The sequence below is a fragment of the Pseudoxanthomonas suwonensis J47 genome (genome assembly GCF_000513955.1).
Classification (GTDB): domain Bacteria; phylum Pseudomonadota; class Gammaproteobacteria; order Xanthomonadales; family Xanthomonadaceae; genus Pseudoxanthomonas; species Pseudoxanthomonas suwonensis_C.
This window is the reverse complement of the sequence record NZ_KI911332.1, coordinates 79,842-95,424: the sequence shown is the minus strand read 5'-3', so window position 1 is coordinate 95,424 and position 15,583 is coordinate 79,842. Positions and strand designations below refer to the sequence as shown.

Here is a 15,583-nt window from a genome sequence, read left to right as displayed (position 1 = left end):
TCCTGCGTCGGCCCGCATTGCGCCCGCTAGAATCCGCGCATGTCCAAGACCCATGAAATCCGCCGCCTGAGCGGTGCCGGGATCGCGCCCTGGCTGGACGACGTCGCCCGCCTGCGCATCGCGGTATTCCGCGAATGGCCCTACCTCTACGCCGGCGACGACGCCTACGAGCGCGAATACCTGGCCGCCTACCTCGAATCGCCCGGCAGCGTGCTGGTGCTGGCGCTGGATGGCGACCGCGTGGTCGGCGCCTCCACCGGCCTGCCGCTGGCCGACGACCAGGAAGCGTTCCGCAAGCCGTTGGAGCAGGCCGGCCTGCCGGTGGGCGAGGTGTTCTACTTCGGCGAATCGGTGCTGCTGCCGGAGTACCGCGGCCGCGGCATCGGCCACGCCTTCTTCGACGAGCGCGAGGCGCACGCGCGCGGACTGGGCGGCTTCCGCTGGACTGCGTTCTGCGCGGTGGACCGCGCGCCCGACGATCCGCGCAGGCCGCAGGGCTACCGGCCCAACGACACGTTCTGGCATGGCCGCGGCTATGCGCGCCTGCCGGGCATGACCTGCATGCTGCCGTGGAAGGAACTCGACAACGAGGAGGAAACCCTGCATCCGCTGACGTTCTGGCTGCGCGACTGGGCGGCCGCGCCATGAAGGCCGCCGCCTGCAAGTACCCGGTGGGCAAGCCGGCCTCGTTCGCCGACTTCGCCGAAAAGCAGCGCCGCCTGCTGGGCGAAGCCGCCGCGCATGGCGCCCAGGTCGCGGTGCTGCCCGAATACCTGTCGCTGGAACTGGCGGCGACGTTTCCGCCGGAAATCCACGCGGACCTGCAGGCCTCGCTGGCCGCGATCCAGTCGCTGCGCGCGCAGTGGCTGGCGCTGTTCGCGCAGCTGGCCCGCGAGACCGGGATGTACGTGGCCGCCGGCAGTTTCCTGCTGGCGCAGGCCGACGACCGCTACCGCAACCGCTGCGACGTGTTCGCGCCCGACGGCCGCCATGCCTGGCAGGACAAGCTGCAGCTGACCGGTTTCGAGAAGGCCACCGGCGAGATCGACGGCGGCGACGCACTCAAGGTGCTGGATATCGCCGGCGTGCGCGCCGGCGTTTCCATCTGCTACGACAGCGAGTTCCCGCTGCCGGTGCGCGCGCAGTACGAGGCCGGCGCGCGCCTGCTGCTGGTGCCCAGCTGCACGGATACCGCCGCGGGCGCGACGCGCGTGCGCGTCGGCTGCCTGGCCCGCGCGCTGGAGAACCGGATGTTCGTGGTGCAGTCGGTCACCGCCGGGGCGGCGCCGTGGAGCCCGGCGCTGGACGAGAACACCGGCGAGGCGGCGCTGTTCGCGCCGATGGACGTCGGCTTCCCGCCCGATGGCGTGCTCGCCAGCACGCAGGGCGACGAAACCTGGGCCGTGGCCGACCTCGACTTCGAACTGCTCGAGGGCACCCGGGGCAAGGCGCAGGTCGCCAACGACCGCGATTGGACCGCACAGCAGGCGCCGGCGCTGGTCCGCGCGCGTGTGGCCGGTTTCGAACCGGAGACGCCGACGGGGTAGCACCGCCAGTTGCGCACTCCATCCCCGGATGCGTTCCGCTTGTCCGGGCTACGGGTCGGTAATCCCGATCCCACCGGTGTGAGGCGGCATGCTTGCGCACCACTGGCGTGCATGCCGCCGAACGCCCGCGTCAATGGAGGCGGGCCGGGGCGCGGAGCGGGGTTGGGGAGAGCGGGGGCAGGCGAGCCAGGTGACGTCGCCAGGCCCGTGGTGGCGCGCGCGCGTCTAGCGGTTCCCGCTGTCCTCACCCGGCTGCACGGCCTGGACCGTCAACGCCAACCCGCCATCGCGCAGCCGCGCCTGCAGCCGGTCGCCCGGCGCGACCTGCTGCACCGACTGGACCAGTCGTCCGTCGTCGGCGCGGGTGAGGATCGAGTAACCGCGCGCGACCGTGGCCAGTGGACTGCAGGCTTCCAGCGAGCGGGCCAGTCCGCGCAGGCGCAGCGTGTCGCGCTGCAGGACGCGGGCGATGAACGCCTGCGGCCGCGACTCGAGCCGCTGCAGGCGCGCCTGCAGCTGCGCCAGGCGGCGCGCGGGATGGTGCGCGCGCAAGACCGCGCTGGCGTGGCGCAGGCGCGACACGCGCGCCTGCAGCTGGCGCTGCCACAGCGCATCGAGGCGCCGCTGCAGTTCGGCGTGGCGCTGGCGCAGCAGGTGCAGGCGCGCCTGCGGCGATTGCGCCTGCAGGCGCAACGCGGCGCGGTCGGCGCGCTGCATGGCCTGGACCAGGCGCTGGCGCTGCAGCGCGCGCAGCCGCGACCGCAACATGCGCAGGCGCTGCGCCAAGTCGCGCCCGTCCGGCACCAGCAGTTCGGCGGCCACAGAAGGCGTCGGCGCGCGCACGTCGGCGGCGAAGTCGGCGAGGGTGAAGTCGGTCTCGTGGCCGACCGCCGAGACCACCGGCACCGGCGAGGCGGCGATCGCACGCACCAGGCGTTCGTCGTTGAACGCCCACAGGTCTTCCAGCGAGCCGCCGCCACGCGCCAGCAGGATGGCGTCGTAACGGCCGCTGGCGCCGGCACGCTGCAGCAGGTCGGTGATCTGCGCGGCGGCGGTGTCGCCCTGCACGAGGCTGGGCAGGATCTCCACGTCCAGCAGCGGCAGGCGGCGGCCAAGCACGCTCAGCACGTCGCGCACGGCGGCGCCGGTGGGCGAGGTGATCACGGCCAGGCGGCGCACCCACTGCGGCAGCGGGCGCTTGCGGCCTTCGTCGAACAGGCCTTCGGCGGCGAGCCTGGCGCGCAGCCCTTCGAAGGCGCGGCGCAGGGCGCCTTCGCCGGCTTCCTCGAGGTGGTCGAACACCAGCTGGTAATCGCCGCGCGCTTCGTACAGGGTGAGGCGGCCGCGGCCGAGCACTTTGAGGCCTTCGCGGGGGACGAACTTCAGCCACTGGCTCTTGGGCCGGAACATGGCGCAGCGCACCTGGGCGCGCGCGTCCTTGAGGGTGAAGTACAGGTGCCCGGACCCCGGGCGGGTGACGTTGCCCAGTTCGCCCTCGACCCACACCAGCGGGAACGCGCTCTCCAGCAGGTCGCGCGCCAGGGTGTTGAGCTGGCTGGGCGTCAGGATGGGATTCTGCTCGGACATCGGCGGGTGGGGCTTGGCGGGACAGGATAGCGCGGTGGCGCCGGGAATGAACGAGGGCGCTGGCGGTGTTTACGCATCACCACGCGCCAGCCGCCACACCGCATCGACAGCGCACTGCTGGTGATGGGTTGGTGTGGCTAGCTCCGGACGGAGCCGCGGCAGCGCGGGGGTATGGCGCATCGCGCGATTCCGCCGTCCATGGCTCCAACGCGCGAACGCAGGCCATCCATGGCCTGCTTGCGCCATACCCCCGCGCTACCGCGTCTTTCGGCGCGTTCGGGTCGTGGCTTCGTTCTTTTCTCCCCTCTCCCTCCGGGAGAGGGGCAGGGGTGAGGGTCGGGTAGCCAGTGGCGTCGCAATACCAACCCTCTCCCCAACCCCTGCTCCGCGCCTCACCCAGGTGGAGGAGGGGCTCAAGAGCGCGCAGCCCGGATAAGCGAAGCGCATCCGGGGGCGTGGCAGGAATCACTCGACTGGAGTGGCGGGCGCTTCACCCGGATGCGGCCTGCGGCCTTGTCCGGGCTACGCGATCGCCTTCTCGCGACGCCAATCGAAGCTACGAGCCGGACGCTCTTCGAGGACGCCGTACCCCGGGTATCCGGGGCAAGTGGCACATGGATGTGCCACGGCGCGAACAAGGACATGGACATCCTTGCAGGAATCACTCGATTGGAGTGGCGGGCGGTTCACCCGGATGCGACCTGCGGCCTTGTCCGGGCTAGGCGATCGCCTTCTCGCGACGCCAATCGAAGCTACGAGCCGGACGTTCTTCGAGGACGCCGTACCCCGGGTATCCGGGGCAAGTGGCACATGGATGTGCCACGGCCGCGAATAAGGACATGGACGTCCTTCTGAGCGGTGACCCGGATACCCGGGGTGCGGCGGCCCCGTCCGAAGCCAGCGTTTGCCGTTGCGTTTGCCGTTGCCGCTGCTGTTGCTGTTGCCGTTGCTCTGGTCCTTGCTGTGGATGTTCCCGCCACGCCAACGCGGGCCAGTCCAGCAGCATCAAGTCCCGCGATGCCGCTCCAGCGCCCATGCCACATGCTCCCGCACCAGCTCCGACGGATGCTCGCGGCGCGATTCCAGCGCGGCGAGCACTTCCGGCGTGGACGGCGCATTGCCAAGTGCGACGGCGATGTTGCGCAGCCAGCGCTCGTGGCCGCTGCGGCGGATCGGGCTGCCTTCGGTGCGGCGCAGGAACTCGTCCTCGTCCCAGGCGAACAGTTGCGGCAAGGTGGCCACGTCCAGGTCGTTGCGCGCGCGGAAATCCGGCTCGTCGGTGCGACGGGCGAACTTGTTCCAGGGGCAGACCAGCTGGCAGTCGTCGCACCCGAAGATGCGGTTGGCGATCGCCGGGCGCAGTTCCTCCGGGATCGGTCCCTCGTGCTCGATGGTGAGATAGGAGATGCAGCGCCGCGCGTCGAGGCGGTACGGCGCGACGATCGCGCCGGTGGGGCAGACCTCGATGCAGCGCGTGCAGGTGCCGCAGTGCGCGCTGGCCGCTTCATCGATGGGCAGCGGCAGGTCGACGTAGATCTCGCCGAGGAAGAACCACGAACCGCCGTCGCGATCGATCAGGCAGGTGTGCTTGCCGATCCAGCCCAGGCCCGCGTTGCGCGCGAGCGCGCGCTCGAGCACCGGCGCCGAGTCGACGAACACGCGGTGGCCGAACGGACCGATCTCCGCCTGGATGCGGTCGGCCAGCTTCTGCAGGCGGTTGCGCATCAGCTTGTGGTAGTCGCGGCCCAGCGCATAGCGGGCGACGTAGGCGCGGGTGCCGTCGGCGAGAGTCTGCCAGGCCTCGTCGCCGTCGTTGCGGCCGTAGTCCAGGCCGACCGAGATCACCCGCAGCGTGCCGGGCACCAGTTCCTGCGGGCGGCTGCGACGGTCGCCGTGGCGTGCCATCCATTCCATGGTCCCGTACAGGCCCTGCTGCAGCCAGTCGCGCAGGTAGGCCTCGTCCTCGCCCAGTTCCACGCCGGAAATGCCGCAGCGCTGGAAGCCGAGCTCGCGCGCCAGTTCGCGCACGCGGCGGGCGAGGGCCACCGGATCGGCGTGGGCGGCAGGGGAGGCGGGCAGGGACATGCGCGGATTATAGGGAGCGGCCGCTACACGCCCGCCGAACGGCGGCCGGGGCGGCGGTAGAATCCATCCATGACCTTCCTCCATTCCGCCGCCGCCGCGCGCGAGATCGACCGCCTCGCCACCGCCGCGCTCGGTGGCGACGGCTACGTGCTGATGCAGCGCGCCGGCCAGGCCGCGTGGCGCGTGCTGCTGCAGCGCTGGCCGCGCGCGCAGCGGATCGTGGTCGCCTGCGGCAGCGGCAACAACGGTGGCGACGGTTACGTGCTGGCGCGGCTGGCATTGCAGTCCGGCCGCCAGGTGCGCGTGGTGCACCCGGCCGAGGGCGGCCCGCGCAGCGGACTGGCACAGCGCGCCTGTACCGATTACCTGGCCGCCGGCGGCCACGTCGAGCTGTTCCCGTCGTCGCTGGGCGATGCGGACCTGCTGGTCGATGCGCTGTTCGGCATCGGCCTGGAGCGCGCGCCGCGGCCCGAATACGCCGCGCTGGTCGAAGCGCTGGACCAGGCCGAGGCGCCGCTGTTCGCGCTGGACGTGCCCAGCGGCATCGACGCCGCTCGCGGCTGCGCGCCGGGCATCGCGCTGCACGCCGAATGCACTTTGCAGTTCATCGTCGAGCACGCCGGCCTGCGCACCGGCGTCGCGCTCGACCATGCCGGCGAGCTGCTGCTCGATACGCTGGACGTGGATGCGACGGAGTACGCCGAAAGCGCGCCGCCGAGCGCCACGCTGCTGCGCGCCGAAGCGTTGCGTCACTGGCTGCCGCCGCGGCGTCGCGATACCCACAAGGGCGAATCCGGTCGCGTGCTCTGCGTCGGCGGCGAACTCGGTGGCGGTGGCGCGGTGCTGCTGTGCGCCGAAGCCGCGCTGCGTGCCGGCGCGGGCCTGGCCAGCGTTGCGACGCGCGAAGCGCATGTGGCGGCGGTACTCGCGCGGCGCCCGGAAGTGATGGTGCGCGCGGTGCATGACGCGGGCGATCTCCCTGCGCTGCTCGCGAACGCAGGCGCAGTCGCCTGCGGCCCGGGCCTGGGCCAGCAGTCCTGGGGCGAATCGCTGTTCCGTGCCGCGATGGCCGGCAACAGGCCGCTGGTCCTCGATGCCGACGCACTGAACCTGCTGGCCGCAACCGGCCTGCAGCCGCCCGCGGACGCGATCCTGACGCCGCATCCGGGCGAGGCCGCGCGCCTGCTCGATGGCGATAACGAGGGCATCCAGCGCGACCGTTTCGCCGCGGCCGCGGCGCTGGCCGAACGCTACGGCTGCACCGTGGTGCTGAAAGGCGCAGGCACGATCATCGCCGCGCCGGGCCGCATTCCCGCCGTGCTCGACGCCGGCAATCCGGGCATGGCCACCGGCGGCATGGGTGATCTGCTGACCGGCACGATCGCGGCCATGCGCGCGCAGGGCCTGCCTGCGTTCGAAGCGGCCTGTGCCGGCGCGCTGCTGCATTCGCTGGCCGGCGACGCGGCCGCCGCCGAAGGCGGCCAGCGCGGCCTGCTGCCTTCGGACCTGCTGTCGTGGCTGCGCCGCCTGTCCAATCCCGGGGAAACCTGATGCACCTCGTCCTGCCCGACAGCGAAAGCACCGAAGCGCTGGGCCGCGCGCTGGCCGCCACCCGGCCGCCGCGCGCGGTGGTGCACCTGCACGGCGACCTCGGCGCCGGCAAGTCCACGCTGGCCCGCGCGCTGCTGCGCGCACTGGGCGTGCAGGGGCCGATCCGCAGCCCGACCTACACCCTGGTCGAGCGCTACCCGGTCCCGGGCGGCGAGGCCTGGCACCTGGACCTGTACCGCATCGGCCACGCCGGCGAGCTGGATTTCCTCGGCCTGGACGGGGACGAGGCCACGCTGTGGCTGGTCGAGTGGCCGGAACGGGGCGCCGGGGCGCTGCCGCCGGCGGACCTGCGGATCGAACTGGCCCAGGAGGGCATGGGGCGCCGGGCCGGGCTGCTGGCCGGGTCCGAAACCGGCCGGGAGTGGCTCGCCGCACTGGCCGAAACCGGCGGTTTGCGGCCCCTTGTTGCCGGGTGACCCTAGAAAGGTATCCCAGGCCTCGGATTATTAAGGAAAAAGTGCTTGCAATCCCCGCGCGGCGGTGCTTGAATCCCCGCCATGCGCCAGCGGATTGCCCGGACAGGATGCCTCGGGGTGGGCTTGATGCTCGCCGCGCTTGCGTTCGTCGCGCCGGCCTGGGCCGGCCAGGTCCGTTCGCTGCAGCTTGAGCAGGGCGCCACCGGCACCAGTGCCGAGATCGACCTGCAGGGCGCCGGAAAGTACAAGACCCTCTCGCTGAGCGATCCGCACCGCCTGGTGGTGGACCTGCCCGATTCGCAGGCCGCGCGCGGGCTGAAGCTGCCGGCCCCGGCGGGCGTGGTCACCGCGGTCCGCACCGGCCAGCCGGTGCCGGGCACTTTCCGCATCGTCTTCGAACTGGCCCAGCCGGTGGCGGCGCTGCCCGCGCGGATGGAGCCGGCGGCCGACGGCGCGCGCCTGCTGATCGAGTGGCCGGGCGATGGCCCGGCCCCGGCGGCTGTCGCTGCGACCAGGCCGGCGGCCGCGGCGCCCGTGGCCACCGCCCCGGTGACGACCCAGGCCCCCGCCGTTGACCCGGAAGAGGCCGCGCGCGCCACCGCGCTGCTGGCCGGCCAGGCCGCGCAGGCGGCCCGGATGCAGGCCGCGCCGGCGAACCCGCCGGCCGCCAACCCGCCGGCGACCCTCCCGGCCAGCACGACCGCGACCACCGCGGCCGCCACCGGCGGTCCGTCGCCGCGCGAAATCCTCGAAGGCCGCGCCGGCCCCCCGGTCGTGGCCGACGCCGGCCCGCCGGCGACCGCCATCCCGACCGCCACCAGCCCGGCAGCGACCGCGCCGCCGCCGGCGACCGCTACGGCGTCCGCCGTCGCCAGCAGCCAGCCGGCCGCGACCGCGCCGGCGGCCACCACCGCCCCGGAACCGGCCAGGCCGGCCGCGCTGGGCAAGGGCATGCGCCCGCTGATCGTGGCCATCGATGCCGGCCACGGCGGCCAGGACCCGGGCGCGATCGGCCCGACCGGCAAGCGCGAGAAGGACGTCACCCTGGCCATGGCCCGCGAGCTGGCCCGCCAGGTCAACGCCACGCCCGGGCTGAAGGCCTACCTGGTCCGTGATTCGGACGTGTTCATCCCGCTGCCGATGCGCGCCCAGCGCGCGCGCGCGGCCAAGGCCGACATCTTCGTCTCGCTGCACGCCGACGCGGCCGAGAACCGCAGCGCGCGCGGTTCGTCGGTGTACGTGCTCTCGACCAAGGGCGCCTCCTCGCAGCGCGCGCGCTGGCTGGCGGACAAGGAGAACGCGGCCGACCTGGTCGGCGGCGTGCGCCTGCAGCAGACCGAGAACGTGCTGGCCAGCGTGCTGCTGGACCTGGCCCAGAGCGGGCACATGCGCGCCTCCGAGGACGCCGCCAACCACGTGCTGGGCGGCCTCAAGCGCGTCGGCAACAACCACAAGCCGAACATCGAGCGCGCCAACTTCGCGGTGCTGCGCACCTCCGACATGCCGGCGATGCTGGTCGAGACTGCCTTCATCTCCAATCCGGAAGAAGAGAAGCGCCTGACCGACCCGGCCTACCAGCGCAAGGTCGCCAGCGCGGTGGTCGACGGGCTCAACACCTACTTCAGCCGCCAGCCGCCGCCGGGCACGCTGTTCGCCGCGCGCGCCGAAGCGGCGACGGTGGCGATGGCCGGGGGCGGCACGCCCTGAGGCCCCGGCCGCGACGCAGCTCGCGGCCCCATTTGCCGCCACGGCGGCTATCATCGACGCACTCCCTCCAGCCGGCGCATGACGCCGCGATCCAGTGCCGATCCGACAGCTTCCGGACACCCTCATCAACCAGATCGCCGCCGGCGAAGTCGTCGAACGGCCGGCTTCGGTGGTCAAGGAACTGGTCGAGAACGCGCTCGACGCCGGCGCGCGCCGCGTCGACATCGACCTGGAAGAGGGCGGCATCCGCCTGATCCGCATCCGCGACGACGGCGGCGGCATCGCGCCGGAGGAACTGCCGCTGGCGGTCAGTCGCCACGCCACCAGCAAGATCGCCTCGCTCGACGACCTCGAGGCGGTGGCCACGCTCGGCTTCCGCGGCGAAGCGCTGCCGTCGATCGCCTCGGTCAGCCGCTTCATGCTGGCCTCGCGCCGGCGCGACGACGAACACGGCGCGGCGCTGCACGTCGACGGTGGCCGCGTCGGCGAGGTGGAGCCCAAGGCGCACGCGCCGGGCACCACGGTGGAAGTGCGCGACCTGTTCTACAACGTGCCCGCGCGGCGCAAGTTCCTGCGCGCCGAGCGCACCGAGCTGGGCCACATCGAGGAATGGCTGCGTTCGCTGGCGCTGGCGCGCCCGGACGTGGAGCTGCGCGTCAGCCACAACGGCAAGCCTTCGCGCCGCTACCGCGCCGGCGACCTGGACGCGGCCGCGCGCCTGGGCGAGACCCTCGGCGACGACTTCGCGCGCAGCGCACTGCGCATCGACCACAGCGGCGCCGGCATGCGCCTGCACGGCTGGATCGGCCAGCCGCACTATTCGCGCGCCAGCGCCGACCAGCAGTACCTCTACGTCAACGGCCGCTCGGTGCGCGACCGCAGCGTCGCCCATGCGGTGAAGCTGGCCTACCAGGACGTGCTCTACCACGGCCGCCAGCCGGCCTACGTGCTGTTCCTGGAGCTGGATCCGATCCGGGTCGACGTCAACGTGCACCCGGCCAAGCACGAGGTGCGCTTCCGCGACGCGCGCCTGGTCCACGATTTCGTGTTCCGCACCCTGCAGGAAGCGCTGGCGCAGACCCGCGCCGGCGCCGAAGTGGCCGGTGCCGCGGCCGTACCGGCGATGCAGGTGGCAGGCCAGACGGCGGGCATGGACGGCAGCGAATCGCGGCCGTTCCAGCCGTGGACGCCGCGCCCGCAGCCACTGGGCCTGCGCCTGGACGAGGCGCCCGCCGCCTACGCCGCGCTGTACGCGCAACCGGCGTCGTCGCCGGAACCTGCATCCATGGCGATGCCGGGCACGCCCACGCCGGCCTTCGAGCGTGGCCTGCCGGAGACCGACGGCGAAGTGCCGCCGCTGGGCTACGCCATCGCCCAGCTGCACGGCATCTACATCCTCGCCGAGAACGCAGAAGGCCTGGTCGTGGTCGACATGCACGCCGCGCACGAGCGGATCGGCTACGAGCGCCTGAAGCAGGCCCACGACGGCATCGGCCTGCGTGCGCAGCCGCTGCTGGTGCCGCTGGCGCTGGCGGTGGGCGAGCGCGATGCCGACGTCGCCGAACGCGAGGCGCAGACCCTGGCCGAGCTGGGCTTCGATGTGACCCGCAGCGGCCCGCAGACGCTGGCCGTGCGCAGCGTGCCGGCGCTGCTGGCGCACGCCGATCCGGAAGCGCTGCTGCGCGACGTGCTGGCCGACCTGCGCGAGCACGGCGCCACCCGCCGCGTCGCCGCCGCGCGCGACGAACTGCTCTCGACCATGGCCTGCCATGGCGCGGTGCGCGCCAACCGGCGCCTGACGGTTCCGGAGATGAACGCCCTGCTGCGCGACATGGAAGCGACCGAGCGCTCGGGGCAATGCAACCACGGGCGCCCGACCTGGGCGCGCTTCACGCTGGGGGAGATCGATCGATGGTTCCTGAGGGGAAGATGAGGCGGTTCGGCCGCGCCGTGGGGACGGCGCTGCTGGCGGGCGTGCTGCTGGGCGCCTGCAGTGGCAGCGGCGGTGACGACAGGACGAAGACGATCGTCGACCCGGCCTTCCTGGCCGAGGAGCAGGCCTGGCGCAACCAGCGCCTCGACGACCTGCTGCGGCCGGACGGCTGGACCAGCCTGGTCGGCCTGCACTGGCTGGAACTGAAGGCGCACTACATCGGCAGCGGCGAGCGCATCGGCAACGGCGTGCGCATGGCCTTCGGCCCGGAAAAGATGGGCCTGCTGCAGCGCGACCGCAGCGGCACCTGGACCTTCACCCCTGAGAAGGGCGTGGAACTGACCCTCGACGGCGAGCCGCTGAAGGGCAAGGTGGTGCTGCGCAACGACCAGGATCCGCAGCCCAGCGTCATCGGTTTCGACGAGGGCAGGGGCCTGGTGACCCTGCTGCGCCGTGGCGACCGCGACGCGCTGCGGGTCAGGCACGCCGACGCGCCGACCCGGCTGCAGTTCGCCGGCCTGGAGTACTGGCCGGCCGATCCGTCGTGGCGCATCGAGGGCCGGTTCATCCCGCATCCGCCGGGCAAGACCCTGCCGATCGGCGACATCGTCGGCACGCTCAGCGATTCGCCCAATCCCGGCGTGGTGGAGTTCGAGCGCGACGGCCGCAGCTTCCGCCTTGAGGCGCTGGGCGAGCCGGGCAGCGAGCTGTTCTTCGTGCTCGCCGACCGCACCAGCGGCCACGGCAGCTATCCGGCCGGGCGCTTCCTCGAGGCGGCCTGGCCCGGTCCCGACGGCAAGGTGGTGCTGGACTTCAACCGCGCCTACAACCCGCCGTGTGCCTTCACCCTGTTCGCGACCTGCCCGCTGCCGCCACCGGAGAACCGGCTGGACCTGCTGGTGACCGCGGGCGAGAAGAACTATGTCTCGCCGGTGCACTGACCGTTCCGCGTCGGCGCCGGCCACACTGGAGTGCTGATGCGATGAACCGTGCCGCCGGCTGGTGCGTGGCCCTGCTGCTGCTCCTGGCCGGAGCGGCCCCGGCGCATGCCGGACCGCCGGTGCCGCTGCTGTGGAAGGTCTCCGACGCCGACAACGCGGTGTACCTGCTCGGCTCCTTCCACCTGCTGTCGGCGGAGGACTATCCGCTGTCGCCGGAGGTGGACGCGGCCTTCGCCGACGCCGAATCGCTGCTGTTCGAACTGGCGCCGGGCGAGGCCGGTTCGCCGGAGCTGGCCGCGCGGCTGGCGCAGGCCGGCACGCGCAGCGGGCCCGGCTCGCTGCGCGAGGACCTCGGTCCGGAGCTGTGGGCGCGGCTGGAACGCTACGCGCGCGCCAACCAGATGTCGCTGGAAGGGCTGGCGCGTTTCGAGCCCTGGTTCATCGGCCTGAGCATCGGCATGGTCGAGATGGGGCGCAGCGGACTGGATCCGGAGCTGGGCCTGGACCGCCACCTGATGGGGGCGGCCGCGCGCGCCGGCAAGCCGGCAGCGGGCCTGGAACGGGCCGAACAGCAGCTGGCGGTGCTGGCCGGCATGGCGCTGGAGGAACAGAAGCAGCTGCTCGCCGAGGCGCTGGACGAGGCCGGGAAGCCGTCGCAGTCGCGCGAGCTGTACAAGGCCTGGCGCGCCGGCGATGCGCAGCGCCTGTGGCAGGAAATGGCCGTGGAGATGAGGCGGCAGTACCCGGCGCTGTACCGGCGCATCAACATCGAGCGCAACGACGCCTGGGTGCCGCAGCTGGAGGCGCGGCTGGCGCTGGGCGAAGGCGAGGACACCCTGGCCGTGGTCGGCGCGCTGCACCTGCTCGGCGAGGACGGCGTGGTCGAAAAGCTGCGCGCGAAGGGTTACCGGGTCGAGCGGATCTGCACGGCCTGCGCCGACTGAGCGGCGACTGCGGCCGGCGGCGCCTGTTCCATCACGATGCAGTCGACCGGGCAGGCCGGCACGCACAGCTCGCAGCCGGTGCACAGCGGATCGACCACCACGTGCATGAGCTTGGCCGCGCCGACGATCGCGTCGACCGGGCAGGCCTGGATGCACTTGGTGCAGCCGATGCAGTCCGGCTCGACGATCACCGCCACCTGCGGCGGCTTGCACTCGCCGCGGCTGCGGTCGTAGGGCACGGGCGGCACGCCCAGCAGCAGGGCCAGCGCGCGCGCGCCCTCGTCGCCGCCGGGCGGGCAGTGGCCCGGCCCGGCTTCGCCGCGCGCCATCGCCTCGGCGTAGGGCCGGCAGCCGGCGTAGCCGCACTGGCCGCACTGGGTCTGCGGCAGCAGGCGGTCGAGGCGTTCGACCAGGTCGGCGGGGGCGGGGGACGGGATCATGCGTGGAAGTGCGACGTGCCGCGGCGTGGCCGCAGGCAGGCATTATCGCCTGCCTGCGCGTTCCGCGGGGCTCAGGCGACGCGCCTGCCGCGGTACCAGCGCTCGTGGGCGAGGGCCAGCATCGGCAGGTCCTCGCGGCTGTCGCCGTAGGCGTGGATGCGCGTGTAGCGGGACAGGTCGTAGCGCGCGCGGATGTCGGCGGCCTTGTGCGCGCCGCGGTCGCCGCCGAGGTAGCGGCCGGTGAGGCGGCCGCCGACGGCTTCCAACCGGTTGCACACCAGGTCGGTCACGCCATGGCGTTCGCACCAGGGGAGCAGGTAGGCATCGAGCGAACCGGACACCAGCACCACGGTGTCGCCACGGTCGCGGTGCCAGGCCAGGCGGGCGAGCATTTCCGGCCGCACCAGCGCGGGCAGTTCATCTTCGGCATAGCGGCGGGCGATGGCTTCGATCTCCGCCGCGTCGCGGCCGCCGAAGGCCAGGCGGGTGACGCGCCCGCGCAGCGCGGCGGCGGACACCAGGCCGATGCGGTAGCCGGCTACCCAGGGCCCGATGCTCCAGCGCGCCGAGGCGCGCTGCTGCGGCGTGGCGATGCTGCGCAGGAACCGCCCGTAGGTGTCGCAGGTGGTGACGGTGTGGTCGAAGTCGACCAGGGCCAGGTCCATGCCGCGGTCGTCCTTCAGCGCAGTCGTCGTGCGCGCAGGCGCAAGGCTGTTCAGTCCGCCATGGCCGGCAGCGACCAGCCGAGCTCCGGCGCGGCGGCCAGGCGCTCGGCCAGCACCGCCAGGCCTTCGCGGTGGCGCAGCGCGCGGCCGACCGAACGCCGGTGCACCGGCTCGCGCACCTGCGCGGCGGAGGCGGTGACGAACACCTTGTCCGCGCCAGGTGTTTCCAGCGCACGTTCGGTCCAGGGCAGGCCGCACCATTCGTACAGCCGGAGCGCCTGGGCCTCGGTATCGGTGACGAGTTCCTCGTAGTGCACGTCCAGGATCCGCCCCGGCGCGACCTGGTGCCAGTGGGCCATCAGCCGGCGATAGCCGACGAAGTACCCGGCCAGTTCGGCCTGGTCGTAGGAGAACGGGTACATGTTGAAGAACAGCGTCTTGTACATCGCGTAGCAGCTGTCCAGCGGGTCGCGCACCAGGTGGATGATCCTGGCCTCCGGCAGGGCCTTGAGGATCGCGCCGCAGAACATGAAGTTCGCCGGCATCTTGTCGATGAACAGCGTGCTGCCGGGAACGATCTCGCGCAGGCCGCGCATGTACTCGCGGCCGATCGCGGCCAGGTCCAGGCCTGTGCTGGCCTGGGCCAGGGTCCGGGTGGTGTCGGCGCCGCGCATGCGGGCGCTGTTGTACAGCAGCAGGTGGCCGAAGTCCTGCGGTTCGCCCGCCGAAACCACCTGCCCGGACTGCACCAGCAGCCGTTCGACCAGGGTCGTGCCGCTGCGCGGCATGCCGACCACGAAGACCGGGCCGGCCTCCTGGTGGCCGGGCGTGGGCGCGGCCATGAAGGCCGCGTCGTAAGCCTCGGCCATCTCGGCCATGCCGGCGCACTCGGCGGCGACGTCGAACTCGAAGGTGCCGCGCATCAGGCGCGCACCTTCCTCCAGCGCCTGAAACGACGCCGCGTCCTGGCCCAGGTCCTCCAGTTCCTTGGCCAGCGCGTACAGCGCGGCGGCGCGGTCGTTGGGCCGGGCCGAAGTGCTGCCCTGGAGCCGCTGGCGGAGGTCGGCGACGTTGTTGCGCTCCGGCGTCTGCTGGCGCACGCAGGCGCGGAGGTAGAGCGCCGATCCGCAGCCCGGATCGCGTGCCAGCAGGCGGTCCAGGTCGGCTTCGGCGGCGGCGAAATCGCCGCCGTAGAAGCGGGAGAACGCCAGTTCGTAGAGCAGTGCGGGCGGATGGTCGAGGAGCCTGGCCGCTTCGGCCAGGCAGGCGATCGCCTCGGCCACCAGGTCGTTGCGGAAGCAGAGCGAGCCGGCGTGCCACAGCAGTTCGCCGTTGCCGCCGGCCATCGCGCGCACCTCCGCGACGATGTCGCGCAGTTCGCGCCGGCGCCGCATCGCGGCCAGCACCCGGGCCTTCCTCAGCCTGACCGACGGGTCGCCGCCGCTGCGCGCCAGGGCGCGGTCTGCCAGCGCCAGCGACTGCCTGGGATTGCCCGTGGCCAGCATCGCGTCCGTCCCCAGCAGCAGGACGTTGACGTCGTCCGGGTGCAGCTGCAGCAGCTGCCGGGCCAGCTGGACGGCCTCGGCGTAACGGTGCTGCCTGAGCAGCCCGAAGCCGTGGGCGAGCTGGCGCTGGAGGGGACTGGGGGCGTTGGGGACGGCGGCGGGTGCGGTCGGCATCGACCTAGTGTATGTGGCCGCCTGCGTT

The 15,583-nt window shown here is 72.8% G+C and carries 13 protein-coding genes; 8 read left to right on the top strand and 5 right to left on the bottom strand.

What is annotated here, in order from left to right:
• Positions 1-39: 39 nt before the first annotated feature.
• Together M503_RS0115100 and M503_RS0115095 are read left to right on the top strand one after the other, a co-directional pair.
• Entirely contained in the window at positions 40-648 is a 609-nt protein-coding gene (locus M503_RS0115100) for a GNAT family N-acetyltransferase (RefSeq protein ID WP_028920376.1), read from the top strand.
• Positions 645-1,547: a carbon-nitrogen hydrolase family protein gene (locus tag M503_RS0115095; RefSeq protein ID WP_028920377.1), complete on the top strand. Its 903-nt coding sequence runs from the start codon at positions 645-647 to the stop codon at positions 1,545-1,547. The genes M503_RS0115100 and M503_RS0115095 overlap by 4 nt, the downstream gene beginning before the upstream one ends.
• Before the next feature lie 225 nt (positions 1,548-1,772).
• Here the strand turns inward: M503_RS0115095 and xseA are convergent, their stop codons facing one another.
• The gene (gene xseA, locus M503_RS0115090) at positions 1,773-3,134 is read right to left on the bottom strand and encodes an exodeoxyribonuclease VII large subunit (RefSeq protein ID WP_028920378.1); all 1,362 of its coding nucleotides are present in this window, start codon (positions 3,132-3,134) and stop codon (positions 1,773-1,775) included.
• Positions 3,135-4,139: 1,005 nt separating this feature from the next.
• Complete coding sequence (gene queG / locus M503_RS0115085; protein ID WP_028919587.1) at positions 4,140-5,219, bottom strand: tRNA epoxyqueuosine(34) reductase QueG; 1,080 nt, start codon at positions 5,217-5,219, stop codon at positions 4,140-4,142.
• Between the two features lie 69 nt (positions 5,220-5,288).
• Here queG and M503_RS0115080 point away from each other — a divergent pair, with 69 nt between their 5' ends.
• The 6 genes from M503_RS0115080 to M503_RS0115055 all read left to right on the top strand — a co-directional run bounded on the left by M503_RS0115080 (position 5,289) and on the right by M503_RS0115055 (position 12,771).
• On the top strand, positions 5,289-6,770 hold the full coding sequence (locus tag M503_RS0115080) for a bifunctional ADP-dependent NAD(P)H-hydrate dehydratase/NAD(P)H-hydrate epimerase (protein ID WP_028919588.1): 1,482 nt from the start codon (positions 5,289-5,291) through the stop codon (positions 6,768-6,770).
• Positions 6,770-7,246, top strand: a complete 477-nt coding sequence (tsaE, locus tag M503_RS0115075) for a tRNA (adenosine(37)-N6)-threonylcarbamoyltransferase complex ATPase subunit type 1 TsaE (RefSeq protein ID WP_028919589.1) — start codon at positions 6,770-6,772, stop codon at positions 7,244-7,246. Before M503_RS0115080 ends, tsaE begins: the two co-directional genes overlap by 1 nt.
• A gap of 126 nt (positions 7,247-7,372) precedes the next feature.
• Positions 7,373-8,953, top strand: coding sequence for an N-acetylmuramoyl-L-alanine amidase (locus M503_RS0115070; protein WP_231472393.1), 1,581 nt, complete (start codon positions 7,373-7,375; stop codon positions 8,951-8,953).
• A gap of 94 nt (positions 8,954-9,047) precedes the next feature.
• Positions 9,048-10,886, top strand: coding sequence for a DNA mismatch repair endonuclease MutL (gene mutL, locus M503_RS0115065; RefSeq protein WP_028919591.1), 1,839 nt, complete (start codon positions 9,048-9,050; stop codon positions 10,884-10,886).
• Complete coding sequence (locus M503_RS0115060; protein WP_037061587.1) at positions 10,883-11,827, top strand: DUF1684 domain-containing protein; 945 nt, start codon at positions 10,883-10,885, stop codon at positions 11,825-11,827. The genes mutL and M503_RS0115060 overlap by 4 nt, the downstream gene beginning before the upstream one ends.
• Positions 11,828-11,868: 41 nt before the next feature.
• A complete protein-coding gene (locus M503_RS0115055; protein ID WP_051414674.1) occupies positions 11,869-12,771 on the top strand; it encodes a TraB/GumN family protein in 903 nt (300 codons plus the stop codon).
• On the opposite strand, the gene rnfB is transcribed toward M503_RS0115055, so the two are convergent.
• The 3 genes from rnfB to M503_RS16690 all read right to left on the bottom strand — a co-directional run bounded on the left by rnfB (position 12,732) and on the right by M503_RS16690 (position 15,555).
• Entirely contained in the window at positions 12,732-13,211 is a 480-nt protein-coding gene (gene rnfB, locus M503_RS16695) for an Rnf electron transport complex subunit RnfB (protein ID WP_081721083.1), read from the bottom strand. The two genes, M503_RS0115055 and rnfB, sit on opposite strands and share 40 nt — an antisense overlap.
• 71 nt (positions 13,212-13,282) lie before the next feature.
• Entirely contained in the window at positions 13,283-13,876 is a 594-nt protein-coding gene (locus tag M503_RS0115045; RefSeq protein WP_028919593.1) for an HAD family hydrolase, read from the bottom strand.
• Positions 13,877-13,926: 50 nt separating this feature from the next.
• Positions 13,927-15,555, bottom strand: a complete 1,629-nt coding sequence (locus M503_RS16690; protein WP_051414673.1) for a tetratricopeptide repeat-containing sulfotransferase family protein — start codon at positions 15,553-15,555, stop codon at positions 13,927-13,929.
• Between the last annotated feature and the right edge of the window lie 28 nt (positions 15,556-15,583).